Origin of the sequence: Streptomyces alboflavus, assembly GCF_000716675.1 — a bacterium.
GTDB lineage: Bacteria > Actinomycetota > Actinomycetes > Streptomycetales > Streptomycetaceae > Streptomyces > Streptomyces alboflavus.
In genome coordinates this window covers 251,721-275,928 of sequence record NZ_JNXT01000001.1, presented here as the reverse complement: position 1 = coordinate 275,928, position 24,208 = coordinate 251,721, and the positions used below count along the sequence as shown (strand labels likewise).

The 24,208-nt window shown below is 70.6% G+C and carries 23 protein-coding genes; 2 read left to right on the top strand and 21 right to left on the bottom strand.

What is annotated here, in order from left to right; all coding sequences use genetic code 11:
• Window positions 1–422: 422 nt before the first annotated feature.
• The 12 genes from OO63_RS01175 to OO63_RS01120 all read right to left on the bottom strand — a co-directional run bounded on the left by OO63_RS01175 (window position 423) and on the right by OO63_RS01120 (window position 12,834).
• Complete coding sequence (locus tag OO63_RS01175; protein ID WP_030356257.1) at window positions 423–3,233, bottom strand: DEAD/DEAH box helicase; 2,811 nt, start codon at window positions 3,231–3,233, stop codon at window positions 423–425.
• A 112-nt stretch (window positions 3,234–3,345) separates the two neighbouring features.
• The gene (locus OO63_RS01170) at window positions 3,346–4,236 is read right to left on the bottom strand and encodes a diacylglycerol kinase (protein ID WP_030356256.1); all 891 of its coding nucleotides are present in this window, start codon (window positions 4,234–4,236) and stop codon (window positions 3,346–3,348) included.
• A gap of 83 nt (window positions 4,237–4,319) precedes the next feature.
• On the bottom strand, window positions 4,320–5,267 hold the full coding sequence (tatC, locus tag OO63_RS01165) for a twin-arginine translocase subunit TatC (protein WP_030356255.1): 948 nt from the start codon (window positions 5,265–5,267) through the stop codon (window positions 4,320–4,322).
• Between the two features lie 50 nt (window positions 5,268–5,317).
• Window positions 5,318–5,617 (bottom strand): Sec-independent protein translocase subunit TatA, encoded by a 300-nt coding sequence (gene tatA, locus OO63_RS01160; RefSeq protein ID WP_030356254.1) that lies wholly within the window; start codon window positions 5,615–5,617, stop codon window positions 5,318–5,320.
• Window positions 5,618–5,856: 239 nt separating this feature from the next.
• Complete coding sequence (locus OO63_RS01155; RefSeq protein ID WP_030356253.1) at window positions 5,857–6,054, bottom strand: hypothetical protein; 198 nt, start codon at window positions 6,052–6,054, stop codon at window positions 5,857–5,859.
• 9 nt (window positions 6,055–6,063) lie between these two features.
• Entirely contained in the window at window positions 6,064–6,327 is a 264-nt protein-coding gene (locus OO63_RS01150) for a hypothetical protein (protein ID WP_030356252.1), read from the bottom strand.
• A 34-nt stretch (window positions 6,328–6,361) separates the two neighbouring features.
• A complete protein-coding gene (locus OO63_RS01145; protein WP_033263662.1) occupies window positions 6,362–7,381 on the bottom strand; it encodes a helix-turn-helix transcriptional regulator in 1,020 nt (339 codons plus the stop codon).
• Window positions 7,382–7,399: 18 nt separating this feature from the next.
• Entirely contained in the window at window positions 7,400–8,416 is a 1,017-nt protein-coding gene (locus tag OO63_RS01140; RefSeq protein WP_030356250.1) for a helix-turn-helix transcriptional regulator, read from the bottom strand.
• 168 nt (window positions 8,417–8,584) lie between these two features.
• Entirely contained in the window at window positions 8,585–8,959 is a 375-nt protein-coding gene (locus OO63_RS01135) for an FKBP-type peptidyl-prolyl cis-trans isomerase (RefSeq protein WP_030356249.1), read from the bottom strand.
• A 64-nt stretch (window positions 8,960–9,023) separates the two neighbouring features.
• Window positions 9,024–10,019: an FKBP-type peptidyl-prolyl cis-trans isomerase gene (locus OO63_RS01130; protein WP_030356248.1), complete on the bottom strand. Its 996-nt coding sequence runs from the start codon at window positions 10,017–10,019 to the stop codon at window positions 9,024–9,026.
• Between the two features lie 184 nt (window positions 10,020–10,203).
• Window positions 10,204–11,565, bottom strand: a complete 1,362-nt coding sequence (gene pafA / locus OO63_RS01125; protein ID WP_030356247.1) for a Pup--protein ligase — start codon at window positions 11,563–11,565, stop codon at window positions 10,204–10,206.
• Between the two features lie 9 nt (window positions 11,566–11,574).
• Entirely contained in the window at window positions 11,575–12,834 is a 1,260-nt protein-coding gene (locus tag OO63_RS01120) for an MFS transporter (protein ID WP_030356246.1), read from the bottom strand.
• A gap of 154 nt (window positions 12,835–12,988) precedes the next feature.
• Between OO63_RS01120 and OO63_RS01115 the strand changes: the two genes are divergently transcribed.
• The gene (locus OO63_RS01115; RefSeq protein ID WP_030356245.1) at window positions 12,989–14,023 is read left to right on the top strand and encodes a LacI family DNA-binding transcriptional regulator; all 1,035 of its coding nucleotides are present in this window, start codon (window positions 12,989–12,991) and stop codon (window positions 14,021–14,023) included.
• Window positions 14,024–14,069: 46 nt separating this feature from the next.
• Here OO63_RS01115 and prcA read toward each other — a convergent pair whose 3' ends face one another.
• The 6 genes from prcA to arc form a co-directional block, all read right to left on the bottom strand.
• Window positions 14,070–14,879 (bottom strand): proteasome subunit alpha, encoded by an 810-nt coding sequence (gene prcA, locus OO63_RS01110; protein ID WP_030356244.1) that lies wholly within the window; start codon window positions 14,877–14,879, stop codon window positions 14,070–14,072.
• A gap of 49 nt (window positions 14,880–14,928) precedes the next feature.
• Complete coding sequence (gene prcB, locus OO63_RS01105; RefSeq protein WP_030356243.1) at window positions 14,929–15,774, bottom strand: proteasome subunit beta; 846 nt, start codon at window positions 15,772–15,774, stop codon at window positions 14,929–14,931.
• On the bottom strand, window positions 15,726–15,929 hold the full coding sequence (locus OO63_RS43060) for an endonuclease VII domain-containing protein (protein WP_257791642.1): 204 nt from the start codon (window positions 15,927–15,929) through the stop codon (window positions 15,726–15,728). Before OO63_RS43060 ends, prcB begins: the two co-directional genes overlap by 49 nt.
• Before the next feature lie 43 nt (window positions 15,930–15,972).
• Window positions 15,973–16,191: a ubiquitin-like protein Pup gene (locus OO63_RS01095; protein ID WP_030356241.1), complete on the bottom strand. Its 219-nt coding sequence runs from the start codon at window positions 16,189–16,191 to the stop codon at window positions 15,973–15,975.
• Between the two features lie 132 nt (window positions 16,192–16,323).
• Entirely contained in the window at window positions 16,324–17,835 is a 1,512-nt protein-coding gene (gene dop / locus OO63_RS01090; RefSeq protein ID WP_338106312.1) for a depupylase/deamidase Dop, read from the bottom strand.
• Between the two features lie 259 nt (window positions 17,836–18,094).
• Entirely contained in the window at window positions 18,095–19,861 is a 1,767-nt protein-coding gene (gene arc / locus OO63_RS01085; RefSeq protein ID WP_030356239.1) for a proteasome ATPase, read from the bottom strand.
• A 254-nt stretch (window positions 19,862–20,115) separates the two neighbouring features.
• Between arc and OO63_RS01080 the strand changes: the two genes are divergently transcribed.
• Window positions 20,116–20,430, top strand: a complete 315-nt coding sequence (locus tag OO63_RS01080; RefSeq protein ID WP_030356238.1) for a ferredoxin — start codon at window positions 20,116–20,118, stop codon at window positions 20,428–20,430.
• A gap of 139 nt (window positions 20,431–20,569) precedes the next feature.
• Here the strand turns inward: OO63_RS01080 and OO63_RS01075 are convergent, their stop codons facing one another.
• From OO63_RS01075 to OO63_RS01065, 3 genes are all read right to left on the bottom strand, one after another.
• A complete protein-coding gene (locus OO63_RS01075; protein ID WP_030356237.1) occupies window positions 20,570–21,160 on the bottom strand; it encodes a hypothetical protein in 591 nt (196 codons plus the stop codon).
• A gap of 219 nt (window positions 21,161–21,379) precedes the next feature.
• A complete protein-coding gene (locus OO63_RS01070) occupies window positions 21,380–22,282 on the bottom strand; it encodes a tRNA (adenine-N1)-methyltransferase (protein WP_016639459.1) in 903 nt (300 codons plus the stop codon).
• 68 nt (window positions 22,283–22,350) lie between these two features.
• Window positions 22,351–24,144 (bottom strand): site-2 protease family protein, encoded by a 1,794-nt coding sequence (locus OO63_RS01065; protein ID WP_030356236.1) that lies wholly within the window; start codon window positions 24,142–24,144, stop codon window positions 22,351–22,353.
• Between the last annotated feature and the right edge of the window lie 64 nt (window positions 24,145–24,208).

Genomic DNA, 24,208 nt, shown 5'->3' with positions numbered 1-24,208 from the left:
AGTTGGGGATGTGTACGGGGGTGACGCTGGTAATGCAGGTGGTGCATGTGATCGATGTGGGGGGTATGAAGGCGTGTGATGTATGGCGCGTCTTCCGCCGGGTTCGGACCCACGCGAGAAAACGAACTTTCGAATATCTGGGAACAAGCGCGCGAATCCGTCGCAACTCGTTCAACTCGCCGCGCTTCGGGCGAGCTTAGTCCGCTCGCATCACGCTGGAGTCATATTCGGCAACCCTCTGCGAGCGCCCGCCGACAGGCATACACTCAGCCCCATTTGCACGCATGGCGACCGGAGCGCTGCACGCAGTGACGATCAGGGGGCACGCGGCGCCCCGGCACAAGCGCGGGCACGAAGAAGGCCCCCGCCGGTTTCACCCGGCAGGGGCCGCCCCAGAGCTGATGTGCGTCAGCCGATGTACGTCAGCCGACGGAGCTGTACGCCACCACACCGCGCAGCAGCTGCTCCACCGCCTTGCGCGCGTTCTTGCCGACCGTGCTGTCCTCGCGCGGCGCCGCCGCCGAGATCTGCCCGAGCACGTCGATGACCTGCTTGCACCAGCGCACGAAGTCACCGGCCGGCATCTCGGCCTCGCGCAGCACCTCGTCGAGGCCCTTGCCGCTCGCCCACATGTACGCCGCCCAGGCGAAGCCGAGGTCGGGCTCGCGCTGCCCCACGCCCTCGGCCTGGCTGATCTTGAACTCCTCCTCGAGGGCGTCGAGCCGCCCCCAGATGCGGACCATCTCGCCGAGCGCCGCCTTGGCCCCGCCGGAGGGCAGCTTGGGTGCGAGCGCGTCGTCGCCGACCCGGGCCTCGTACACCAACGCCGAGACGCACGCCGCCAGTTCGGCGGGACCAAGGCCCTCCCAGACCCGGGCGCGCAGGCATTCGCTGGCCAGCAGGTCCAGTTCGCCGTACAGCCGGGCGAGGCGCTTGCCGTGTTCGGTGACCTCGTCGCCGCGCAGATAGTCCAGCTCGGTGAGCAGGGCGACGATGCGGTCGAAGGTGCGGGCGATGGTGTTGGTGCGGCCCTCGATGCGCCGCTCCAGCTGCTGGGTGTCGCGGCGCAGGCGGTAGTACCGCTCGGCCCAGCGGGCGTGGTCCTCGCGCTCGTCGCAGCCGTGGCACGGGTGCGCGCGCAGCTCGGCGCGCAGCCGGGAGATCTCGCGGTCGTCGGCGGCGGCCGCGCGGCCCTTGCGATGGCGCTCGGGCACCAGGTGCCCGGCCTTGGTGCGGAGCGCGGAGGCGAGGTCGCGGCGCGACTGCGGGGAGCGCGCGTTGAACGACTTCGGGATCCGCATCCGCTCCACGGCCTCGACGGGCACCGGGAAGTCCATCGACGCCAGCCGCTTGACCTGCCGCTCGGCGGTGAGCACCAGCGGGCGCGGCCCGTCCTGGTGCTCGAAGCCGCGGTGGCCGTTGGCGCGGCCCGCGGGCAGCCCCGGGTCGAGCACGAGCGCGAGGCCCGCGTACTTCCCGGTCGGCACATGGATCACGTCGCCCGGCTTCAGCTTCTCCAGGGCGGCAGCGGCGGCGGCACGGCGCTGGTTGGCGCCCTGCTTGGCCAGTTCGTTCTCGCGGTCCTTCAGCTCGCGGCGCAGCCGCGCGTACTCCTCGAAGTCCCCGAGGTGGCAGGTCATCGAGGCGTGATAGCCCTCGAGGCCCTCCTCGTTCTTCTGCACCTGCCGGGAGATCCCGACAACCGACTTGTCGGCCTGGAACTGCGCGAAGGACGTCTCAAGAAGCTCGCGCGAGCGGTGCCGCCCGAACTGCTCGACCAGGTTCACCGCCATGTTGTACGACGGCTTGAAGCTGGAGCGCAGGGGGTAGGTGCGGGTGCCCGCGAGGCCCGCCAGGTGCTCGGGGCTCATGGCGCGCTGCCACAGGACGACCGCATGGCCCTCGACGTCGATGCCGCGGCGGCCCGCGCGGCCGGTCAGCTGGGTGTACTCGCCCGGGGTGATGTCGGCGTGCTGTTCGCCGTTCCACTTCACGAGCTTTTCCAGGACGACGCTGCGCGCGGGCATGTTGATGCCGAGCGCGAGGGTCTCGGTGGCGAACACGGCCTTCACCAGGCCGCGGACGAACAGCTCCTCCACGACCTCCTTGAAGGTCGGCAGCATGCCCGCGTGATGGGCGGCGATGCCGCGCTCCAGGCCCTCCAGCCATTCGTAGTAGCCGAGGACGTGGAGGTCCTCGTTCGGGATGGACTCCGTGCGCTCCTCGACGAGTTCACGCACCCGCAGGCGCGCCTCGTCGTCGTTCAGGCGCAGTCCCGCGTACAGGCACTGCTGCACGGCGGCCTCGCAGCCGGCGCGGCTGAAGATGAACGTGATGGCGGGAAGCAGGCCCTCCGCGTCCAGGCGCTCGATGACCTCGGGGCGGGCCGGGGTCCAGATCCGCGACCGCGACCGGCGCTCCCGCTCGCGGTCGGCCTCGCGGATCATCTTGCCCTTGCGGCGGTCCCGCGGGTTGTACGACCGGCTGGCCTCCTGGCGGGCCATCCGGGTCAGGTCCGGGTTGACCGCCTTGCGCTGGCCCTCGCCCTCCTCGAAGAGGTCGTACATCCGGCGGCCCGCGAGCACGTGCTGGAACAGCGGCACGGGGCGGTGCTCGGAAACGATCACTTCGGTGTCACCGCGGACCGTGTCGAGCCAGTCCCCGAACTCCTCCGCGTTCGACACCGTGGCCGAGAGCGACACCAGCGTGACCGACTCCGGGAGGTGAATGATCACTTCCTCCCAGACGGCGCCGCGGAAGCGGTCGGAGAGGTAGTGCACCTCGTCCATGACCACATAGCCGAGGCCGCGCAGGGACTGGGAGCCCGCGTACAGCATGTTCCGCAGGACCTCGGTGGTCATCACGACCACCGGTGCCTCGGAGTTGACGCTGTTGTCGCCCGTGAGCAAACCCACCTGGTCCGCGCCGTACCGCTTGGCGAGGTCCGCGTACTTCTGGTTGGAGAGCGCCTTGATCGGCGTGGTGTAGAAACACTTCTTGCCCTGCTGGAGGGCGAGGTGCACGGCGAACTCGCCGACGATCGTCTTGCCGGAGCCCGTGGGGGCGGCCACGAGCACGCCCTTGCCGGCTTCGAGCGCCTGGCACGCCTCGATCTGGAAGGGGTCGAGGCCGAATTCGTACATCTCGCGGAAGGACGCGAGCGCGGTGGCCTGCTCGGCGGCACGCTGACGCGCCGCCGCATACCGCTCGGCCGGTGAGAGGTCCTCTGTCATCGTGCTTTCGAGCCTACCGGCCACCACTGACAACGGACGATCATTATCGGGACCGGGGCGAATCCGCAGGTCGCGGGCGTGCGGCGGGTGGGGCACGGGTGCCGGGACCGGCTCACGGCCCCAGGACGCGCACCGCCCCCGGCACACAGGTGGCGGTCAGCGGCAGCTCCCCGAGGCGCTCCCCGTCCGCGTACCCGGTAGTGCCCTGCGCCTCGATCCGCACCGTCGCGGCCCGGTGCACGGTGACCTTCGGGTGGTCCAGATGCGTGCCCTTGTAGACCCGCGGAAAGACCTTCAGGAGCGTGGTGCGGCTGCAGTCCCCGACGACGGTCACGTCGAAGAGCCCGTCGCTCATGTCAGCGTCGGCGCAGATCCGCATGCCACCGCCGTACGAGCTGCCGTTGCCGATCGCCACGAGCGTCGCGTCGACCTCGTGGACGACGCCGTCGTCCAGTGTGACGCGGTACGGCACCGGCTTGAACGCGGCCAGTTCGGCGAGCATCGCGAGGTCGTACTTGAACCGTCCGGTGGGCCAGCGCATGCGGTTGCCGCGGTCGTTGACCCGCGAGTCGAACCCGGAGGCGAGCACCGTCCCGAACCAGGTCGCGCCGACCCGCCCGAGGTCGACGTCCCGGATCCGCTCCTCCTTCAGGGCCGCGGCGACGAGGGCGCCCGCGGCGGCGGGGTCCCGCACGGGCAGGCCGAGGGCGCGCGCGAAGTCGTTGCCGGTGCCGACGGCGATCACCCCGAGCGGCGTGCGGGTCCCGGCGACGGCCTGCAGGGCGAGGCTCGCCATGCCGTCGCCGCCGACGGCTATCAGGGCGCCGGTGCCCCCGTCGACGGCGGTCCTGGCCCGGCGCAGCGCGTCCCCGGCGTCCTCGCCGATGACGGTCCGTACGGAGAATCCGGCGGCGCGCAGCGCGGCGGCGGCCGGCTGCGCGGCGTGCGCGCCCCGGCCGCGGCCCGCGGTGGGATTGACGAAGAGGGTGATCTCGCTGGTCACGGGCGGACCCTACACAGCGGTCCGGCGCCGCAACCAGTCGTGGGGCTCAGTGCCCCGGCGCCCGAGTGGTGTCGTCGTGCCGCTCAGGTGACGTCGTCGTAGCCGTTGTACCGGGACGTGCGGCCCTCGGAGCCGCTGCCGTCGGTCTGCTCGGGGAGCGCCTTGGCGGCGGGGACGGGCTCGTTCCCGTTGACGGGTTCGGGGGTGAGGTCGAGGTCGGACGCCTCGTCGTCGTCGAGTTCCGCGTCCGGGTCGGCGCGTCGGCGGCGTTGGTCGTTCAGGACGGAGAAGCCGACGGCGAGGAAGTACAGGACCACGATGGGTCCGGCGAGCGCGAGCATGCCGACGGGGTCGGTCGTGGGGGTCGCCACCGCGCCGAAGACGAAGACGCCCATGACGACACCGCGCCACCAGCCGAGCATGCGGCGGCCGGTGACCATGCCGGTCATGTTGAGCATGACGAGCAGCAGCGGCAGCTCGAAGGAGGCGCCGAAGACCAGGACCATCCTGACGCTGAAGTCGAGGATCTTGTCCATCGGCAGGATGTTCTCGGAGCCCTCGGGCGTGATGCCGAGCAGCACCCGGATGCTGACGGGCATGATCACGTACGCGAGCCAGGCGCCGCCGAAGAACAGCGGCACGGCCGCGGACACGAAGGCGTAGGTGTACTTGCGCTCGCTCTTGTGCAGTCCGGGCGCGACGAAGGCCCAGAGCTGGTAGAGCCAGATCGGGCTGGCCCCGATGATGCCCGCCATGAGGGACACCTTCACCGTCGTGGTGAAGGGCGAGAGGAGATCCGTGTACGCGACGGTGGCGCACTCACCGCCGGTCGTCGACATGCCCTCCTTGCAGCGGGGCACGGGGTCAGCGAGGAACTCCATGAGTTGCTCGCTGTAGAACGCGGCGACGATCGCGACGATCGTGATCGCCAGCATCCCCTTCGCGAGCCGGTTGCGGAGCTCGCGCAGATGGTCCGCGAGGGGCATCCGCCCCTCGGGGTCCCTCTCCTTCTTGCGGGCAGACTTGAGCAACCCACGTCCTCATCTCGTGCGGCAGGCCGGCGGTGGCAGCCGGCCTTGGATCAGCGCTGCGTCGTGTGGTCGGTCGGCTCGGCGACCGGACGGGAGCTGGTCACGTCGCCGGGGGCCGCCTGGATGGTGCGGGGCTGCTGCTGCGGGGCGCTCTGGTCGGCGGGCGCGGGCGGGTCGGCCGGGGCCTTCTCGTCCTGCTTGCCGTCCGACTTCATGGCCTTGGCCTCGCTCTTGAGGATGCGTGCCGACTTGCCGAGGGACCGGGCCATGTCCGGGAGCTTCTTCGCGCCGAAGAGCAGGACCAGGATGACGAGGATCAGGATGATCTCGGTGGGGCCGAGCCTACCCATAGCTGTCTACCTTCTTCACCGAGGCGTCAGATTTCGGGACCGGGTGTCGGACAGTCGTCCGACCACCGGGCTTGGCAGCGATCGTAACCCCCTGGAGTAAACGCAGGGCAATCCCCGTGCATACTCCCAGTTGCGGCCCGCGCCTCACATTTCGGACCACTTCAGCAGCGTACCTGCCGGGTATGGGGAGTTGACAGGCCGCACCCGGCCCCGTGCGGAGGACCGGCCCAGGCGGGCGGTCAGCGGAGGTCCCGGCCCGAGTGGGCCACGGCGGTCGCGGCCTTCTCCAGATCCTCGGCGGCGCGGTTGATCCGCCGGGTGGTCTCCGACACCTGCCGGCCGAGCCGTTGCGCCTCGATGAAGACCTTGATCGCGAACACACTCAGGACGGCGAGTCCGCAGAACCCCGTGCCCACCGCCAGCATCGCCCAGAACATGTGCCGAGCCTAGACGGTCGAGTGCAGCCGCAGTGTCCGCACCCCGCCCCCGGTGAGCAGCTCGACGATGCGCTCCCCCGCGGGCTTGCGGACGGCGGTGCCGCACTCGGGGCAGGTGAAGGAGTAGAAGGTCGTACGACGGCTGGCGCCGATGGCCAACCGGAGGGCCCCCGCGGACAGTTCGAAGCGGGCGCGGCAGTCCGGGCAGGCGGCCTTGAAGAGAACCGCGGCCACCGACTGGGGCGAAAGGGGCATCAGTGACATACTGCGCATCTCTCCTCGGTTCCGTTCTCCACCCGCGCCACGGTCACGCTCCGGCGACACCGGCCCCGCCCGGGCGCTCCCCCACGTGCCCCTCGGCCTCCTCCTCTTCATAGGCCGCGAGCGCCTCCTGGGCCGCACGCCGTGCGCTGTCCGTCAGGTCCTGCGGCGAGACGATGCGGCCGTCGCGGCCGAGGCGCAGGGCGAGACGGCGCAGCGAGGCCGGGTCGGGGGTGCGCAGGGTGATGCGCAGGCCGCCGTCGGGCAGCTCGTCCGCGCTGTCGTGCGGGTAGTACTCGGCGACCCAGCGGCCGCCGGGGCCGACCTCCACCACGACCTCGGGGTCCTCGGCGGCGGGCTGCACCAGGCCCGCGGAGAGGTCCCGCAGCTCGACCTCGGGCGGTGCGGACGGCTCGTCCAGGATCTTGATCTCGGCGACCCGGTCGAGCCGGAAGGTGCGGCGCGCCTCGGAGCGGCGGCACCACGCCTCCACATAGGTGTGGCCGACGCTGACGAGCCGGATCGGGTCGATCTCGCGCTCGCTGAGCTGGTCGCGGGCCGGGGAGTAGTAGCGGATCCAGAGTCTGCGCCGCTCGGAGATGGCGCGGTCCACGTCGGCGAAGACGCCGCCCTCGGACTCGAAGGTGACCGAGAGCCGGGAGCTGGCCCCGGCCGCCTCACCCGCGGCCTCCTCCAGCTTCGCCGTGGCCCGGAGCAGCGCGAGCCGGTCGCCCTCGCGCAGTCCGGGCAGCGTGGCGACCGCGCGCGCGGCCACGAGCAGTGCCGTGGCCTCGTCGGCGGCGAGCCGCAGCGGCTCGGCCGTGTCCGCGCCGAGGGCACCCGGGTTGCGCCACCAGATGCGGTCGCCGTCGGTGTCGATGTCGAGCAGGTCCCCGCCGCGGAAACTGGTCCCGCACAGCGGAAGCACGTCCAGGTCGGAGATCAGCTCGTCGGGGGTGATGCCGAAGGCACGGGCCACGTCGGCGACGCGGGCGCCCGGGCGCTCGCGCAGATAGGTCACCAGGGACAGCATCCGCCTGGTCTGGTCGATGGCGTTCGTGGCCATTGCTCGCTTTCGTTCCCCTCAGCCCTTGGCCACGGCGCGCAGCCGGTCCACGACGTCCGCCCGCAGCTCGGCGGGCTCCAGGACCACCACGTCGGGCCCGAACTCCACCAGCCAGGCGTCCAGGCCGTGCCCGTACGGAATCTCCAACTCGTCCCAGCCCTCGCCGAGTTCCCTGGCGGCGACGGCCTTGGCGCGCAGCGGATAGCCGGCGCCCTTGCGCAGCCGGATCAGCGCGGTGCCGTCGGCCCGCTCCCCCGCCCAGCTCGCCACGGTCTCGCGCACGGTCACCACGTCGGGCACCTCGGCGCGGAACTTCCCGGCGCGCGAGCGGACCTTTCCGGTGATGCGGGAGAGCCGGAACACGCGCTCGGCCTCCCGGTCGCGGTCCCAGCCCGCGAGATACCAGTGGCCGCGCCAGCACTCCAGGGCCCAGGGCTCGACCTGGCGCTGCTCGGGGCGCGCGGCGGTGGCCTTGCGGTAGTCGAACACGACGGGGCGCCGGTCGCGGCAGGCGAGCATCAACGGCTCGAAGGCCGCCTCGTGCACGGGGATGTGCGGCTCCAGGGCGCCGTGCGACTCGTACGGGTCCACGTCCTCGGGCAGGCCCGCGGCGCGCAGCTTCTGCAGGGCGCCGCTGGCCGCGCCCGCGAGCCGGGCCTGCTGCCAGACCTTCGCGGCGAGGCCGAGGGCGGCGGCCTCCTCGGCGTCGAGCGTGATGGGCGGGAGCCGGTTGCTGTCGCGGCGGGCGAGATAGCCGACCTCGCCGTCCAGGTTCTCCACCGTCTCGATGACCAGGCCGAGTTCGCGGAGGTCGTCCTTGTCGCGCTCGAACATGCGGTTGAAGGAGTCCTCGGACCCGGCGGACGACCCGGAGAGCGCGCTCCGGCCCGGTCCGAAGGCCGCGCCGGGCCCCGGCCCGAAGGCCTCGACGTAGGCCTCGATGGACTCCCGCAGCTCACGCTTGCTGAGCGGACGCCTCGTCCCGAGCAGACACAGCGCCAGATTCATCAGCCGCTCGGCCTTGGCAATGGCCATCGACGCCCTTTCTCTCTCCCGGTCGACGACCGTACCGCCCCGGGGTGTGGTGGCAAAAGCCGAGGGCCCCTGCCGGGGTTGGCAGGGGCCCTCGACGGACACTTCCGGTCGGACGTGGGTCGGACCTGGATCCGACGCGGACACGTCCGGGAGCGGCTCAGGGGCGGCTCAGACCGAGACCAGGTCGCAGACGAAGATCAGCGTCTCGCCCGGGGCGATGCGGCCGCCGCCGGCGCCGCGGTCGCCGTACGCCAGGTGGGCCGGGATGGTCAGCTCGCGCCGGCCGCCGACCTTCATGCCCTGCACGCCCTGGTCCCAGCCGGAGATGACCTGGCCGGCGCCGAGCTGGAACTCCAGCGGGTTGCCGCGGTTCCAGGAGGCGTCGAACTCCTCGCCGGTGGAGAAGGCCACGCCCACGTAGTGGACCTTGACGAAGTCGCCCGCCTTGGCGACGGCGCCGTCACCCTCCCAGATGTCCTTGATCTGCAGCTCGGTGGGGGGCTCACCGACGGGGAAGTCGACCTCGGGCTTGTCGATGCTCACGAAAAACTCCTGCTCATGTGCGTGATGGGCAACCGGGACAGTCTGCCATCCGTCCCAGGGGTGATCACCTCTTGGCGAGGATGTCCACGGAGAAGACCAGCGTGGAGTCCTTCTTGATGGAGCTGCCCTGCGGCGGCTTGTCGCCGTAGCCCTCCTTCGGCGGCACGACCACCAGGACGCGGCTGCCGACCTTCTTGCCCTTCAGGCCCTCACGCCAGCCGGGGATGACCTGCGCCAGCGAGAACTGCGCGAGCTGACCGCTCTTGTACGAGGAGTCGAACTGCTTGCCGTCCGCCCACAGCACGCCCTTGTACTGGCAGAGGAGGGTGTCGCTCTCCTTGACCTCGTCGCCGTCGCCCTCGATGACATAGGCCGACGCGACCTTCTTCGGGGCGTCCGTCTTCGGCACGTCGATGGAGGGGGCCTTGCCGTCGGTGTTCGTCCCGATCTTCGGCAGGTCCTTGTTGTCCTGGGCGACTTCCTTGCCCTTGGCGGAGCTCTTCGTGCTGAACGTGTTCACGATGTCGACGACGAAGACCAGGGTGTCGGTGCCCTTGATGCCCGCCTGCTTGTTGCCCTGCTTGCCGTACCCCAGCTCCGGGGGGATGGCGAGCTCGACGCGGCTGTCGATCTTCTTGCCGACCAGGGCCTGGTCCCAGCCCGGGATGACCTGGCCGACGCCGATCGGGAAGATCGTCGGGGCCTTGCGGTCGTAGGAGTTGTCGAAGACCTTGGCCGTGTCCCAGATCTGGCCCAGGTAGTGGGCCTGGAGGTAGTCGCCCTTGGCGACCGTGGCGCCCTTGCCCGCGATGAGCGTCTTCACCGCGAGGTCGGTCGACGGCTTGCCGGAGCCCTTGGCGACCGTGGGCTTCTCGCCGAACTTGGTGCCCTTGGTCACGGCGGGCACGGGGCCGTCGACGATCTTCGCCTTCGGCGGCGTGGAATTCGACGGGGACGGGCTGTCCTTGGACTTGGCCTTGTCGGACTTGTCGTCGTCGCCGCATCCGGCCAGGGTCAGCAGGCCGGCCGGAACGGCCAGGAGAAGTGAGCGTCGGCGCACGGTGGGGGCCTCGTATCGATCGATCTTGTGGGTTGGCGTGCGCGCAACTCTACGCAGTGAGAAGGGCGCCGTACGAGGAACGTACGGCGCCCCGCGTTGCGTTCCCACAACACCCTGGCGTCTCGTGGGCCACAATCCGGCCACCCACCGACCGCGGGCTCGTCACCCGGCGGTCATGCCCGGCTCACATTCCGGCGATGAGCTTCTCCACCCGGTCGTCGACGGAACGGAACGGGTCCTTGCACAACACGGTGCGCTGCGCCTGGTCGTTGAGCTTGAGGTGCACCCAGTCCACCGTGAAGTCCCTGCGCTGTTCCTGGGCGCGCCGGATGAAGTCGCCGCGCAGCCGGGCCCGGGTGGTCTGCGGCGGCACCGACTTGCCCTCGAAGATCTTCAAGTCGTTGCAGATCCGGGCGGCTTGCCCCTTCTTCTCCAGGAGGTAGTACAGGCCCCGGCGGCGGTGGATGTCGTGGTAGGCGAGGTCTATCTGCGCGACCCGCGGGTGCGACATCGTCATGTTGTTCTTGGCGCGGTACCGCTCGATGAGCTTGTACTTCATCACCCAGTCGATCTCGGTGGCGATGCGGTCCAGGTCCTCGCTCTCGATCGAGTCGAGCGTGCGGCCCCAGAGCTCCAGGACCTGCTCGACCGTGCCGGTGCGGATGCCGCGGCGCTCGACGAAGTCGACCGCCTTCTCGTAGTACTCGCGCTGCACCTCGAGGGCGGAGGCCTCGCGGCCGCTGGCCAGGCGGACCTTGCGGCGGCCCGTGATGTCGTGGCTGACCTCGCGGATGGCCCGGATCGGGTTCTCCAGCGTCAGATCCCGCATCACCGTGCCCGCTTCGATCATCCGCAGGACGAGATCGGTCGCGCCGACCTTCAGGAGCATGGTCGTCTCGGACATGTTCGAGTCGCCGACGATCACATGCAGGCGGCGGTAGCGCTCGGCGTCCGCGTGCGGTTCGTCACGCGTATTGATGATCGGTCGTGAGCGTGTCGTCGCCGACGACACACCCTCCCAGATGTGCTCCGCGCGCTGGCTCACGCAGTACACCGCGCCGCGCGGGGTCTGCAGCACCTTGCCCGCGCCGCACAGCAACTGCCGGGTGACGAGGAACGGAATCAGGATGTCCGCGAGACGCGAGAACTCCCCGTGCCGGGCCACGAGATAGTTCTCATGACAACCATAGGAGTTTCCCGCCGAGTCGGTGTTGTTCTTGAAGAGATAGACGTCGCCCGCGATTCCCTCCTCGTGCAGGCGGCGTTCGGCGTCGACGAGCAGGCCTTCCAGAATGCGCTCGCCTGCCTTGTCGTGCGTGACCAGCTCGGTCACGTTGTCACACTCGGGTGTGGCGTATTCCGGGTGTGAACCCACGTCGAGATACAGGCGGGCGCCGTTCCGCAGAAAGACGTTGCTGCTGCGGCCCCATGACACAACACGGCGGAAGAGGTAGCGCGCCACTTCGTCAGGCGACAGACGGCGCTGTCCCCTGAACGTGCACGTGACGCCGTACTCGTTCTCCAGCCCGAAAATGCGGCGGTCCATGACTGAACATTACGCCCGATGCCCCGCACTGAAACCGGGTTCGGCAGCACCGTTTCGATCATTTTCCGATGAACCCGCAACCACCGGGCCCACACCTGCGGATGCGAACGCCCGCCCCGTGCACACGAGCACCAGCAGTGCCGCCGCACCCGCGAGCCCCGGAACCGCGAACCCCCACCGCGTCCCGGCCCACTCGACCACGGGACCGCCCGCCGCCGTCCCGACCGACGTGCCCACCGTGAACGTCGTCACCAACCACGAGAACGCCTCCGTGACCGTGCCCCGGGGCGCGTGCCGGTCCACGACGATGAACGCGCACGCGAGCGCCGGCGCGAGGAACACCCCGGCGAGCCCCGTCAGCGCCACCATCCCCACCGCGCCCGGCATCAGGACCAGCGGCACGTAGCAGACCGCGAGCAGCGCGACGAGCAGCACCAGGCGCCGTTCCGGGGCGCCGCTCCACTGCCGCGCTCCGTAGACCGTCCCGCCCACCAGCGCCCCGAGGCCGAGGGCCGCCATCATCCAGCCGTACACCGCGTCACCGCCGTGCCCGTCCGCGTACGACACCCCCGCCACCGTGATCGCGCCGAGCGCCGTCCCCACGAACAGGAACGCGCCGAGGAGCGCGAGCAGCCCCGGGGAGCGCAGCGCGCCGAGCCAGTGCGCCTCACGCGGGGCGGACCGCCACGCGCGCGAAGGGCGTGACACCACTACGGAGAGGGCTCCGAGCACACCGATCGCGTTCACCACGAGCAGCGCCGCGCTCGCCGACCACAGCGACACGAGCCCGGTCACCAGGAGCGGCCCGACGGTGAACATGACCTCCTGCGCCACGGCGTCCATCGCGTACGCCGTGTGCACCTGGCTCTCCTTGCGCAGCACGTCCGGCCACAGCGCCCTGAGGCCGCCCTCCAGCGGCGGCGTGAACAGACCGGCGACCACCATCGCGGCGTACGCGGCGAGGAGCGTGTCGGGGCCGGTGAACGCGAAGGCCGCCATGCCGAGGCCCGAGACGACGGCCGCCGGCAGCATGACGCGCGGCTGGCCGTGCAGGTCCACCAGGCGCCCGAGCAGCGGCTGCCCCACGGCCGTCGCCACTCCGTAGACCGCGGCGAGGGCACCGGCCAGGCTGTACGAGCCGCCCTCCGCGCGGACGAACAGCACGATGCCGATCGCCGCCGTCGCGTTCGGCAGGCGGCCCACGAGGGTGCCCGCAAGGAGGCGCGTCGCGTACCGCGCGCGCAGGATCTCGCCGTAACCGGAAGCCATCTGTGAGCCTCTCCTCGCCCGCCCGCGCGCCGAGGCGCCTTTAGTTGTACGTATAACGTCGCGAGGTCATACGTACCATGTGCGCTGTTCACCAGTCCACTGCCCGTGCGCGCCCGCCGTGCGCCGGGCGCCCCGCAGCGACCAGGAGACGTCCGTGGCCGGACCCCAGCGCGACACCGCGGCCCCCCGCCCCACCAGCCGTGACGTCGCCCGCGCCGCCGGGGTCTCGCAGGCCACCGTCTCCCTCGTCCTGGGCGACAAGTGGCAGGGCCGGGTCGCCGAGCGCACCGCCGAGCGCGTCCGCGCCGCCGCCCGCGAGCTCGGCTACCGGCCCAACCTCGCCGCCCGCAACCTCCGCCTGGGCCGCACCCGCACCGCGCTCCTCGTGGTGCCCGCCCTCACCAACGAGTTCTTCGCGCGGGTGCACACCGGCGCCGCCCGCGTCGCCGCCCGGCACGGCTTCGGCGTCGTCCTCTACCCCACGCCGGACCTCACCGCCCCGGCCCGCGACCCCTTCGACTCCGCCCGCGCCTCACTCGACGGCGTCCTCGCCTCCTCCATGGCCTCCGAGGCCCTCGGCGCGATCCGCGGCGACGAGCTCCCCCTCGTCATGCTCGACAGCGACCCCGCCGGGAGCCTCGGCGCGAGCACCGTCAACCTCGACATCGCCGACGGCATGCGTCAGGCCACCGAGCACCTGCTCGCCCTCGGCCACCGCGACCTCCTGCACCTGGCCGCCGACGTCGACTCCTGGACCTTCCACGTCCGCCGCGACGCCCTCGTCGCCGCCGTCCGGGGCAGCGGCGCGACCGTGCGCACCGCCAAGGCGCTCCTCACCGTCGACGACGCCCGCGTCGCCGCCGAGGCCGCGCTCGGCGGACCGGGCCCCCGCCCCACCGCCGTGGTCTGCGACGACGACATCCTCGCCGCGGGCGTCTGCAAGGCGGCCCGTCGCCTCGGCCTGCACGTCCCGGACGACCTCAGCGTCACCGGCTTCGACGATCTGACCCTCGCCACCGCCGTCGAGCCCGAACTCACCACCGTCGCCCTGCCCGCGGAGCGCTTCGGCGAGCAGGGCATGGCCACCCTCATCGCCGTCCTCGACGGCCGCGCCCCCGAACCGGCGGCCCTGCCCGCGCACCTCGTGGTCCGCGGCTCGACAGCACAGAGCCCCGCGTCCCGGCGCTGAACGCCGGGCCACGGGGCCATGTACCACTGATCCGCGGGGCGCGGACCTACTTCTCTGCGGAGCCCGAACCGGAGTCGGAGCCGGAGTCCGAGCCGGTCTCGGAACCGGCGTCCGGCTCCGCGCCGTCCTCCGCGTCCTCCGCCCCGCCCGTCGCTCCGTCCTCGCCGAGCAGCCGCTCCAGCTGTCGGCCGACGATCCGCTTGAACTTCCGCTGCTGCGGCCTCGTACGGTCGAGGACCGCCACCTCCAGGCGCTCCGCGGGGATCTCCCGCTCACTGCCGTTGGTGTCGCGCGACAGCGACTGCACCGCGAGCTTCAGCGCCTCGGCGAGCGTCATCCCGTCCTGGTGGCGCTGGTCGAGATACGTGCTGATCTGCTCGGCGTTGCCGCCGACCGCGACCGAGCCGTGCTCGTCGACGATCGAGCCGTCGTGCGGCAGGCGGTAGATCTGATCGCCGTCCGGCGTCGTGCCGACCTCGGCCACGACCAGCTCGACCTCGTAGGGCTTCTCGGCGTTGCTGGAGAAAATCGTGCCCAGCGTCTGCGCGTACACATTCGCCAGGCCGCGGGCCGTCACATCGTCACGGTCATAGGTGTATCCCCGCAGATCGGCGTAGCGGACGCCGCCGATGCGGAGGTTCTCGTACTCGTTGTACTTACCGGCCGCGGCGAAACCGATCCGGTCATAGATCTCGCTGAACTTGTGCAGCGCACGGGACGGGTTCTCACCGACGAACACAATGCCATCGGCGTACTGCAGCACGACCAGACTGCGACCGCGGGCGATGCCCTTGCGGGCGTATTCCGCCCGGTCGGCCATGGCCTGCTGGGGTGAGACATAGAACGGCGTCGACACCGGCTATCCGTCCCTTTCTGTCAAAAATTCACACAACAACTACGGGCACTCAGAGCAGCGCGGCGCGCGGACCGTCCGGCTGCTCCAGACGACGAGCCAGAATCGAGCGCGCGATCTCGGAGGTCTCCGCCTCCGCCAGCCGCCGGAAGCCCTCTTCGGAGATCACCGTCACAATCGGATAGATCCGCCGGGCGACATCCGGACCGCCCGTCGCCGAGTCGTCGTCCGCGGCGTCGTACAACGCCTGCACGACGAGCGTCGTCGCCTGCTCCTCCGTCAGGTCGTCGCGGTACAGCTTCTTCATGGCGCCGCGCGCGAAGACCGAGCCCGAGCCCGTCGCCGCGAATCCGTGCTCCTCGCTGCGGCCGCCCGTCACGTCGTACGAGAAGATGCGGCCCTTGGCACGGTCCACGTCGTACCCCGCGAAGAGCGGGACGACCGCGAGGCCCTGCATCGCCATGCCCAGGTTGGACCGGATCATCGTGGAGAGCCGGTTGGCCTTGCCCTCCAGGGACAGCGTCGCGCCCTCGACCTTCTCGAAGTGCTCCAGCTCCAGCTGGAACAGCTTCACCATCTCCACGGCGAGACCGGCCGTGCCCGCGATGCCCACCGCCGAGTACTCGTCGGCCGGGAAGACCTTCTCGATGTCGCGCTGCGCGATGACATTGCCCATCGTGGCGCGACGGTCACCGGCGAGCACCACGCCGCCGGGGAACGTCGTCGCCACGATGGTCGTGCCGTGCGGAGCCTCGAGCACCCCTTGCGTGGGCGGCAACTGCCGCTTGCCGGGAAGCATTTCCGGCTGGTGCTCGGAGAGAAAGTCCATGAAGGACGATGAACCAGGGGTCAGGAAGGCAGCCGGCAGACGCCCGGGCTTTCGAGTGTTGGCTTCCACGGGTTTCCTTCCAGGTAACTGATGGCCCGGCGCAAGGTGCCGGGAGCATCTCCCAACTTGCCGATCGCCGAATTGCAGTTGAAGCACAGTACGCCAGGGACCCTACCCGTCCCGCGGCAGTGATCCACATGGGCCGCCGCGCTTTCGCAGCGCACTCGGCAGCCCTGGCCCGCCCTTGGAAACCAAGGGAGAGGCGGCCTACTGGCCACCCTTTTGAACGAAGGAGCGCACGAAGTCCTCTGCGTTCTCCTCGAGGACGTCGTCGATCTCGTCCAGGACGGAGTCCACGTCGTCGCTCAGCTTCTCCTGGCGCTCCTTGAGGTCCTCGGAAGCCTGCGCGTCCTGCGTCTGCTCCTCGACCTCCTCGGTGGAACGCGTCGCCTTCTGCTGTCCGCCGCCGGTGTCCTTGGTCGCCATCTACCTCACCCCGCTCGGTTAGACGTTTCTTGATCAGACCCTACAAGCCGGGTCTGACATCGGCCCCGCACTTCGTACAACGTGCGGGGCCCACCTCTGTGATTCCCCCGCCGCCGGCCTTTCAGCCGCCTTTCAGCCCCCGGAGAGCACCCGGACCAGATCCTCCGCCGTGCGGCAGCGGTCGAGGAGCTCCTTGACGTGATTACGCGTTCCGCGAAGCGGCTCCAGGGTGGGCACGCGCTGGAGCGAGTCCCGTCCGGGCAGGTCGAAGATGACCGAATCCCATGAGGCCGCGGCGACGTCGTCGGCGTACTGCTCCAGACAGCGGCCCCGGAAGTAGGCGCGGGTGTCCTCGGGCGGCTTGGTGCGGGCCCGCTCCACGTCGCCCTCGTCCAGGAGGCGCTTCATCTTGCCGCGGGCCGCGAGGCGGTTGTAGAGGCCCTTCTCGGGGCGTACGTCCGCGTACTGGAGGTCCACCAGGTGCAGGCGCGCGGCGTCCCAGTCGAGGCCGTCACGGCGCCGGTAGCCCTCCATGAGTTCCCGCTTGGCGACCCAGTCGAGCTCTCCGGAGAGGCTCATCGGGTTGTTCTCCAGGCGGTTCAGGACGTCTTCCCAGCGGGACAGGACGTCCTTGGTCTGGTCGTCCGCGTCGGCGCCGTACCGCTCCTCGACGTATTTGCGGGCCAGCTCGAAGTACTCCATCTGGAGCTGCACCGCGGTGAGCGTGCGACCGCTACGGAGCGTGACCAGGTGCTGGAGCGTCGGGTCGTGGGAGATCTGGTGGAGGGTGCGCACGGGCTGGTCGACGGCCAGGTCCACCGCGATGAAGCCGTCCTCGATCATGGCGAGGACCAGCGAGGTGGTGCCGAGCTTGAGGTAGGTGGAGATCTCCGAGAGGTTCGCGTCGCCGATGATCACGTGCAGGCGGCGGTACTTCTCGGCGTCGGCGTGCGGCTCGTCCCGGGTGTTGATGATGGGCCGTTTGAGGGTGGTCTCCAGGCCGACCTCGACCTCGAAGTAGTCGGCGCGCTGGCTGAGCTGGAAGCCGTGCTCGTGGCCGTCCTGGCCGATGCCGACGCGGCCAGCCCCGGCGAAGACCTGGCGGGAGATGAAGAAGGGCGTGAGGTGGCGCACGATGTCCGAGAACGGGGTCTCCCGCTTCATCAGGTAGTTCTCGTGCGTGCCGTAGGAGGCGCCCTTGTTGTCGGTGTTGTTCTTGTAGAGGTGGATCGGCTGGGCGCCGGGGAGCGCGGCGGCCCGTTCGGCGGCCTCGGCCATGATGCGTTCGCCGGCCTTGTCCCAGAGGACGGCGTCGCGGGGGTTGGTGACCTCCGGGGCGCTGTACTCGGGGTGTGCGTGGTCGACGTAGAGGCGGGCCCCGTTGGTGAGGATCACGTTGGCGAGGCCGATGTCCTCGTCGGTGAGCTGGCTGGCGTCGGCGGATTCGCGGGCGAGGTCGAAGCCCCGCGCGTCCCGCAGCGGGTTCTCCTCCTCGAAGTCCCAGCGGGCGCGTCGCGCCCGGTGCATCGCCGCGGCGTAGGCGTTGACGATCTGGGACGAGGTGAGCATGGCATTGGCGTTGGGGTGGCCGGGGACGGAGATGCCGTACTCCGTCTCGATGCCCATTACTCGCCGTACGGTCATGCGGCCCTCCTTGCCCGGCGGCGCCCTCGGTCGGGGGCGCCGCTCAAGTACCGCTGGTTCTCCGGTGCGTGTGCGGTGCCCGTCCCCGCACTGCGCGACTCGGCGGTACGGAAGAGCCTAGAACGCCTCTGCGCTGGTGGGGAGATCATTTCCTGCTTTGCTCTCGCTGGGTTGGTGACGCGGCTGCGAGGCGCCCGCGACCGGCGGAAAACAGTCGGCTGCGGGTACCCGTGGAGGGCACCCGCAGCCGCCCTGCCATCTACAGGTACTGACCGGTGTTGGCCACCGTGTCGATGGAGCGTCCGGTGTCGGCGCCCTGCTTGCCGGTGACGAGCGTGCGGATGTACACGATCCGCTCGCCCTTCTTGCCGGAGATGCGGGCCCAGTCGTCCGGGTTGGTGGTGTTGGGCAGGTCCTCGTTCTCCTTGAACTCGTCGATGCAAGCCTGGAGGAGGTGAGAGACCCTGAGGCCCTTCTGGTTCTGCTCGAGGAAGGCCTTGATGGCCATCTTCTTGGCGCGGCCGACGATGTTCTCGATCATGGCGCCGGAGTTGAAGTCCTTGAAGTAGAGGACTTCCTTGTCGCCGTTGGCGTACGTGACTTCGAGGAAGCGGTTCTCCTCGGACTCCGCGTACATCTGCTCCACGACGGACTGGATCATGCCGTGCACGGTGGCGGCCTTGTCGCTGCTGTGCTCGGCGAGGTCGTCGGAGTGCAGCGGCAGGCGCTCGGTGAGGTACTTGGCGAAGATGTCCTTGGCCGCCTCGGCGTCCGGGCGCTCGATCTTGATCTTCACATCGAGGCGTCCGGGCCGCAGGATGGCCGGGTCGATCATGTCCTCGCGGTTGGAGGCGCCGATGACGATGACGTTCTCCAGGCCTTCCACACCGTCGATCTCGGCGAGCAGCTGGGGGACGATGGTGTTCTCCACGTCCGAGCTGACGCCGCTGCCGCGGGTGCGGAAGAGGGATTCCATCTCGTCGAAGAAGACGATGACGGGGGTGCCCTCGCTCGCCTTCTCGCGTGCGCGCTGGAAGACCAGGCGGATGTGCCGCTCGGTCTCGCCGACGTACTTGTTGAGGAGCTCGGGGCCCTTGATGTTGAGGAAGAAGCTCTTCCCCGCGGGCTGCCCCGTGACCTCGGCGACCTTCTTGGCAAGGGAGTTGGCGACGGCCTTGGCGATCAGTGTCTTGCCGCAGCCGGGCGGGCCGTAGAGCAGGACGCCCTTGGGCGGCCGCAGTTCGTGCTCCTTGAAGAGGTCGGGGTAGAGGTAGGGGAGCTCGACGGCGTCACGGATCATCTCGATCTGACCGCCGAGGCCGCCGATCTTCTCGTAGCTGATGTCCGGGACCTCTTCGAGGACCAGTTCCTCTACTTCGCTCTTCGGTACGACCTCGTAGACATAGCCGGAGCGGGGCTCGAGCAGGAGGGCGTCGCCGGGGCGGATGGTGACGTCCAGGAGCGGCTCGGCGAGCCTCACCACCCGTTCCTCGTCGGTGTGCCCGACCACCAGGGCCCGGTCGCCGTCCTCAAGGATCTCCTTGAGGGTGACGATGTCCCCGACGCTCTCGTACTCCATGGCCTCGACCACGTTGAGCGCTTCGTTGAGCATGACTTCCTGGCCGCGCCTGAGATCGTCGAGTTCGACGCTCGGGCTGACGTTCACACGGAGCTTGCGGCCGCCGGTGAAGATGTCGGCAGTGCCGTCCTCGTTCGCCGTGAGGAAGACTCCGAAGCCGGCCGGCGGCTGTGCGAGCCGGTCGACCTCCTCCTTGAGGGCCACGATCTGGTCGCGGGCCTCGCGGAGCGTGTTGGCGAGCCGTTCGTTCTGCGCGGACACGCCTGCCAGGTTGGTCTGCAGCTCGACGATCCGCTCTTCGAGAATCCTCGTATGACGCGGAGAGTCGGCGAGCTTGCGTCGCAGGACGGCGATTTCCTGCTCGAGATAGGCAACCTGACCGGCTGGGTCCTCAGACCCTCGCCCCGGCCGGATGCCGCGGTTGATGTCGTCGTCGTGGGCTGCCACGGTCCTCACCTCCTCCAAGGGGAGCTGGACGCTTCCTGACCCTACCTGGGTGGGTGCTGATTGAAACCCCTAGATCACAAAGACGGTGGGGGTGTGTCCGATCTTCACCCTTGCGCTCTCCCTCACGCCAGGGGAATACCCACCCAACAACATCGGAAAGCCGCCGGTTGTAGGGTCGAACTGTTCAACACCCGTCAGGGCTGGCCGGACTTGCAGCAAAGTCGGCCCTGCTCGACGCAGTTTCGGCAGGAGAGATGACCGTGCAGCACGAGGCGGAGACCGTCGGCGAGAGCCATGATCTGCTCGAGGTCTGGATCGATCAGGACCTGTGTACCGGCGACGGCATCTGTGCCCAGTACGCGCCGGAGGTCTTCGAGCTGGACATCGATGGCCTGGCCTATGTGAAGGGCGGCGACGACGAGCTGCTGCAGGCGCCGGGAGCGACAACGCCCGTGCCCCTGCCGCTGCTGCGGGACGTCACCGACTCCGCGAAGGAGTGCCCGGGCGACTGTATTCATGTACGTCGGGTTTCGGACAAGGTCGAGGTCTACGGCCCCGACGCAGAGTGACCGAATTGTTTCGCTGCGTGAGCGAAACGGGGCCCGTGGTTACCGTCTGAAGGTAACCACGGGCCCCTCCTCGTGTACGCCGGGTGTCCCCGGGGCCCACGCGCCGTCCACAGCGGCGACGCGTGGGACGCCGGGTGCGTCACACGCCGCGCGTCTCGCCGGGTGTCGAGCGGGTGAACGCGCCGTTCTTCCACTGCCACTTGGCCTCGTCGCGGAGATCGGGGCGGTAGCGGGGCACATCGATCGAGGAGTAGCCGAGGAGCGTCGCGGTCACGGCGCCCCCGCGCACCGCGAGCTTGCTGACGGTGCGGCGCTCCTTGGCGTCGAGGAGGGTCGCGACGACGCGCGGCTTGCCCTCGCGGGGCCGGGTGATGACGTACAGGGCGTGCGGCGGGCTGCCGGAGCCGGCCTGGCAGCGCACGGCGGCGACGGTCTCGGGGCGGCCGTCGCCGTCGAGGTCGCCGGTCGCCTTCTCGGTGACGACGGACTCGGCGGGGCATTCCAGGGGGTAGGTGACGGTGGCCGGGTCGGGCGCGGGCGCAGGTGCCGGGGCGCTCCTGGACTCGGGCTTGGGGTCGGTCGGGGCGGCGGTGGCCGGGTCGGGCTGGAGGAAGCCCGAAGCCGCGACGACGGCGGCGAGCGCGGCGGCGGTGGCCACCCAGTGGATGGGGCGGGTGGCCCACGGCCGGTCCACCGTGTGGGCCAGTTCCGGGACGGCGGGGTGCTGCACGAGGAGTGTCTCCTGTGAGGGCTGTGCCGGTGGAGGTGGGGTGGCCAGCATGCTGTCACACCTCACGGCGCCGGGGAACACCGGGGTCCCGTGCGAGGGCACGCCTCCAACACGGCGGCGCCGCCGTCGAGTTCCCGGGGTCCGGTGGGAACTCGGCGGCGGCGCCGGTGCGTTGTACGGAGTACGCCGGGCGCGCGGGGTGCGCGTCCGGGCGGGCGGTCAGCGGGGGCTGCCGCCGTCGGCGTTCGGGCCGGTGTAGTCCTCGCCGTAGGCGCCCTTGGCGGGGCGGCGGCGCCGCATGGGCGGCTCGACGCCGTCCGCGAGGCGGCGGGCGGTGAGGAGGAAGCCGGTGTGGCCGATCATGCGGTGGTCCGGGCGGACGGCCAGGCCCTCGATGTGCCAGTTGCGGATCATCGATTCCCAGGCCGTCGGCTCGTTGAAGCCGCCGATCTCACGGATCGACTCGACGGTGCGGGCCAGCTGCGTGGTGGTGGCGACGTACGCGCACAGGATGCCGCCGGGCACCAGGGCCTTGGAGACGGCCTCCAGGCACTCCCAGGGAGCCAGCATGTCGAGGATCACGCGGTCGACCTCGGTGTCGGACAGGTTGTCCTGGAGGTCGCCGACGGTGAGCTGCCAGGCGGGGTGCGGGCCGCCGAAGTAGCGCTCCACGTTCTGCTGGGCGATCTCGGCGAAGTCCTCGCGGCGCTCGTAGGAGTGCAGCATGCCGTGGTCGCCGATGGCGCGCAGCAGGAAGGCGCTCAGCGAGCCGGAGCCCACGCCCGCCTCCACGACGCGCGCGCCGGGGAAGATGTCGGCGAAGGCCAGGATCTGCCCCGCGTCCTTGGGGTAGACCACGGCGGCGCCGCGGGGCATGGACAGGACGTAGTCGGGGAGCAGGGGACGCAGCGCGAGGTAGGCGACGTTCCCCGTGGTGCGGACAACACTGCCCTCGGGAGCGCCGATCAGCTCGTCGTGCGGGAAGGAACCCTTGTGGGTGTGGAAGTTCTTCCCGGCCTCGAGCGTGAACGTGTAGTGGCGTCCCTTGGGGTCGGTGAGCTGGACCTGGTCCCCGACCTTGAAGGGCCCGCGTCGGCGGGCGGCACCGGTCGGTTCGGACATGTGACCAGCCTACCGGCCGTGGCGGGGGCCGCCGACCACCGCGGTCGCGCGGCCCGCCCCGGGCGCGGTCAGCTGGGCCGGGCCATGGCGTTGACGAAGGCGCGCTCGACGTCGGCGGCGGACAGGACGCCGTAGATCTCGCCGGAGGTCTCGACGACCAGGTACTCGGTCGCCGGGGTGGCCCGCAGCCGGTCCAGGAGCTCCTCCCCCGAGAGGTCGGCGGGGACACGCATGCCTTCGGTGATGTCCTGGGCGAGGCCGCCGACGGTGACCCAGGGACGGCGGTGTTCCGGTACGCCGACGATGGCGGCCTCCCGGACCACGGACAGCGGGTCGCCGTCGGTGTCCACCACGACCAGGGCGCGGGCACCCGCGGCGTTGGCGCGGCGCAGGGCCTCCGACAGCGGGGTGTCGGTCTCCACGGGGACGGCACGGCGGGTGAGCGCGCGGGCCCGCAGCTCGGGCAGGTGCTCGCGCAGCCGGGCCATGCGCAGGCTGTTGCCCGCCCCGGTCCAGATGATGGCGGCGAGGATCGCGGCGAGCAGGGCGTCGGTGACCGTGTCCATGCCGCCGATGTCCTGGGTCTCGCCGCCGAGGGCGCCGGACTGGTTGAGGAGCGGCAGGCCGATGAGGACGGAGATGGCGAGCGCGCGGCCGACCCAGGCGGCGGCGATCGTGCCGCTCATGGGTTTGCCGGTGATCTTCCAGACGACGGCGCGGAGCATGCGGCCGCCGTCGAGCGGGAGGCCGGGCAGGAGGTTGAACGCGGCGACGATCAGGTTGGAGATCATCAGTCCGGCGAGCAGGACGCCGGGCACGGTGCCGGGTTCCACGGCACGCATGCCCACGTAGAACACACCCGCGAGGACGAGCGAGAGCAGGGGTCCGACGAAGGCGAGGACGAACTCGCGGCCGGGGGTCTCGCTCTCCTTCTCGATCTCGCTGACGCCGCCGAAGAACTGGAGCTGGATGCGGCGCACGGGGAGCTTGAAGCGGAGCGCGGCGACGGTGTGGGCCAGCTCGTGCACGAGTACCGAGGCGTAGAACGCGACGGCGAAGAACAGTGACACGAGATAGCGGGCGTTGCCGAGCTCGGGCAGGACGCGGTCGAGCTGGCCGCCGAACACCCAGGTGATCAGCGCGGCGACGAGGAACCAGCTGGGCGCGACGTAGACGGGTACGCCGAAGGGGCGCCCCATGAGGAGGCCCCCGCCGGGGTTCTTCGGCTCGTCCGCGTCCCCCTTGTCGCCCTTGCCCCGCCCGCCGTCCTTGGCGCCCTTGAGCGGTTCACCGGTGTGGTGCGCGTGGGCCCGTTCGGGGGTCGGCGCGGGGGCCCTGGCCGGGGTGGGCCGGTCGCCGGGGTCGGGCTTGCGGATGGATACGGGGGCGGTGGGGGCCTGAGGTCGGGGCTCGCCGCGGGTGGGAGTGTCGGGGCCGACGGGGGCTGCGGGGTCGGCGGCCGCGGGGTCGGCGGCCGCAGGGCGTGCCGCGCTCGGCGCCGCTTCGGGCTCGCCGTCGGCACGGCCGGGTGCCCCGTCGGGACGGGCGGGTGCGCCGTCGGCACGGGCGGGTGCCCCGTCGGCACGGTCCGGGGTGCTGTCGGGACGGTCCGGGGTGCTGTCGCCATCGGGCCGGACCCGGGCCTGCCCCTCCCCCGCCTGGACGGGCGCGCTCTCCGCCCGCACAGCCGCGCTCGGCACCTCGTCGGACGCGCTCGCCGCGCTGCCGGGCGCGGTCTCCGCCTGGCCGGACGCACTCGCCGCCCCGCCAGGCGCGGTCTCCGCCTGGCCGGACGCGTCTTCCGCCTGGGCGGGCGCGTGCTCGTCGGACTGCGGCCTGCCGCTGCCGCCGCTTTCGTCCACGATGTCCCCTCGTTCGAAGCGTCCCCCGCTCCTGCTGTGGCGCGGTACACACACGATCATGCAG

Bases quoted from the DNA above. Each gene is read 5' to 3' on its own strand.
- OO63_RS01175 (WP_030356257.1), bottom strand. From the start codon at position 3,233: ATGACAGAGGACCTCTCACCGGCCGAGCGGTATGCGGCGGCGCGTCAG.
- tatA (WP_030356254.1), bottom strand. From the start codon at position 5,617: ATGGGTAGGCTCGGCCCCACCGAGATCATCCTGATCCTCGTCATCCTG.
- OO63_RS01155 (WP_030356253.1), bottom strand. From the start codon at position 6,054: ATGTTCTGGGCGATGCTGGCGGTGGGCACGGGGTTCTGCGGACTCGCC.
- OO63_RS01150 (WP_030356252.1), bottom strand. From the start codon at position 6,327: ATGCGCAGTATGTCACTGATGCCCCTTTCGCCCCAGTCGGTGGCCGCG.
- OO63_RS01145 (WP_033263662.1), bottom strand. From the start codon at position 7,381: ATGGCCACGAACGCCATCGACCAGACCAGGCGGATGCTGTCCCTGGTG.
- OO63_RS01140 (WP_030356250.1), bottom strand. From the start codon at position 8,416: ATGGCCATTGCCAAGGCCGAGCGGCTGATGAATCTGGCGCTGTGTCTG.
- pafA (WP_030356247.1), bottom strand. From the start codon at position 11,565: ATGGACCGCCGCATTTTCGGGCTGGAGAACGAGTACGGCGTCACGTGC.
- OO63_RS01120 (WP_030356246.1), bottom strand. From the start codon at position 12,834: ATGGCTTCCGGTTACGGCGAGATCCTGCGCGCGCGGTACGCGACGCGC.
- OO63_RS01095 (WP_030356241.1), bottom strand. From the start codon at position 16,191: ATGGCGACCAAGGACACCGGCGGCGGACAGCAGAAGGCGACGCGTTCC.
- dop (WP_338106312.1), bottom strand. From the start codon at position 17,835: ATGACCGTACGGCGAGTAATGGGCATCGAGACGGAGTACGGCATCTCC.
- OO63_RS01080 (WP_030356238.1), top strand. From the start codon at position 20,116: ATGACCGTGCAGCACGAGGCGGAGACCGTCGGCGAGAGCCATGATCTG.
- OO63_RS01070 (WP_016639459.1), bottom strand. From the start codon at position 22,282: ATGTCCGAACCGACCGGTGCCGCCCGCCGACGCGGGCCCTTCAAGGTC.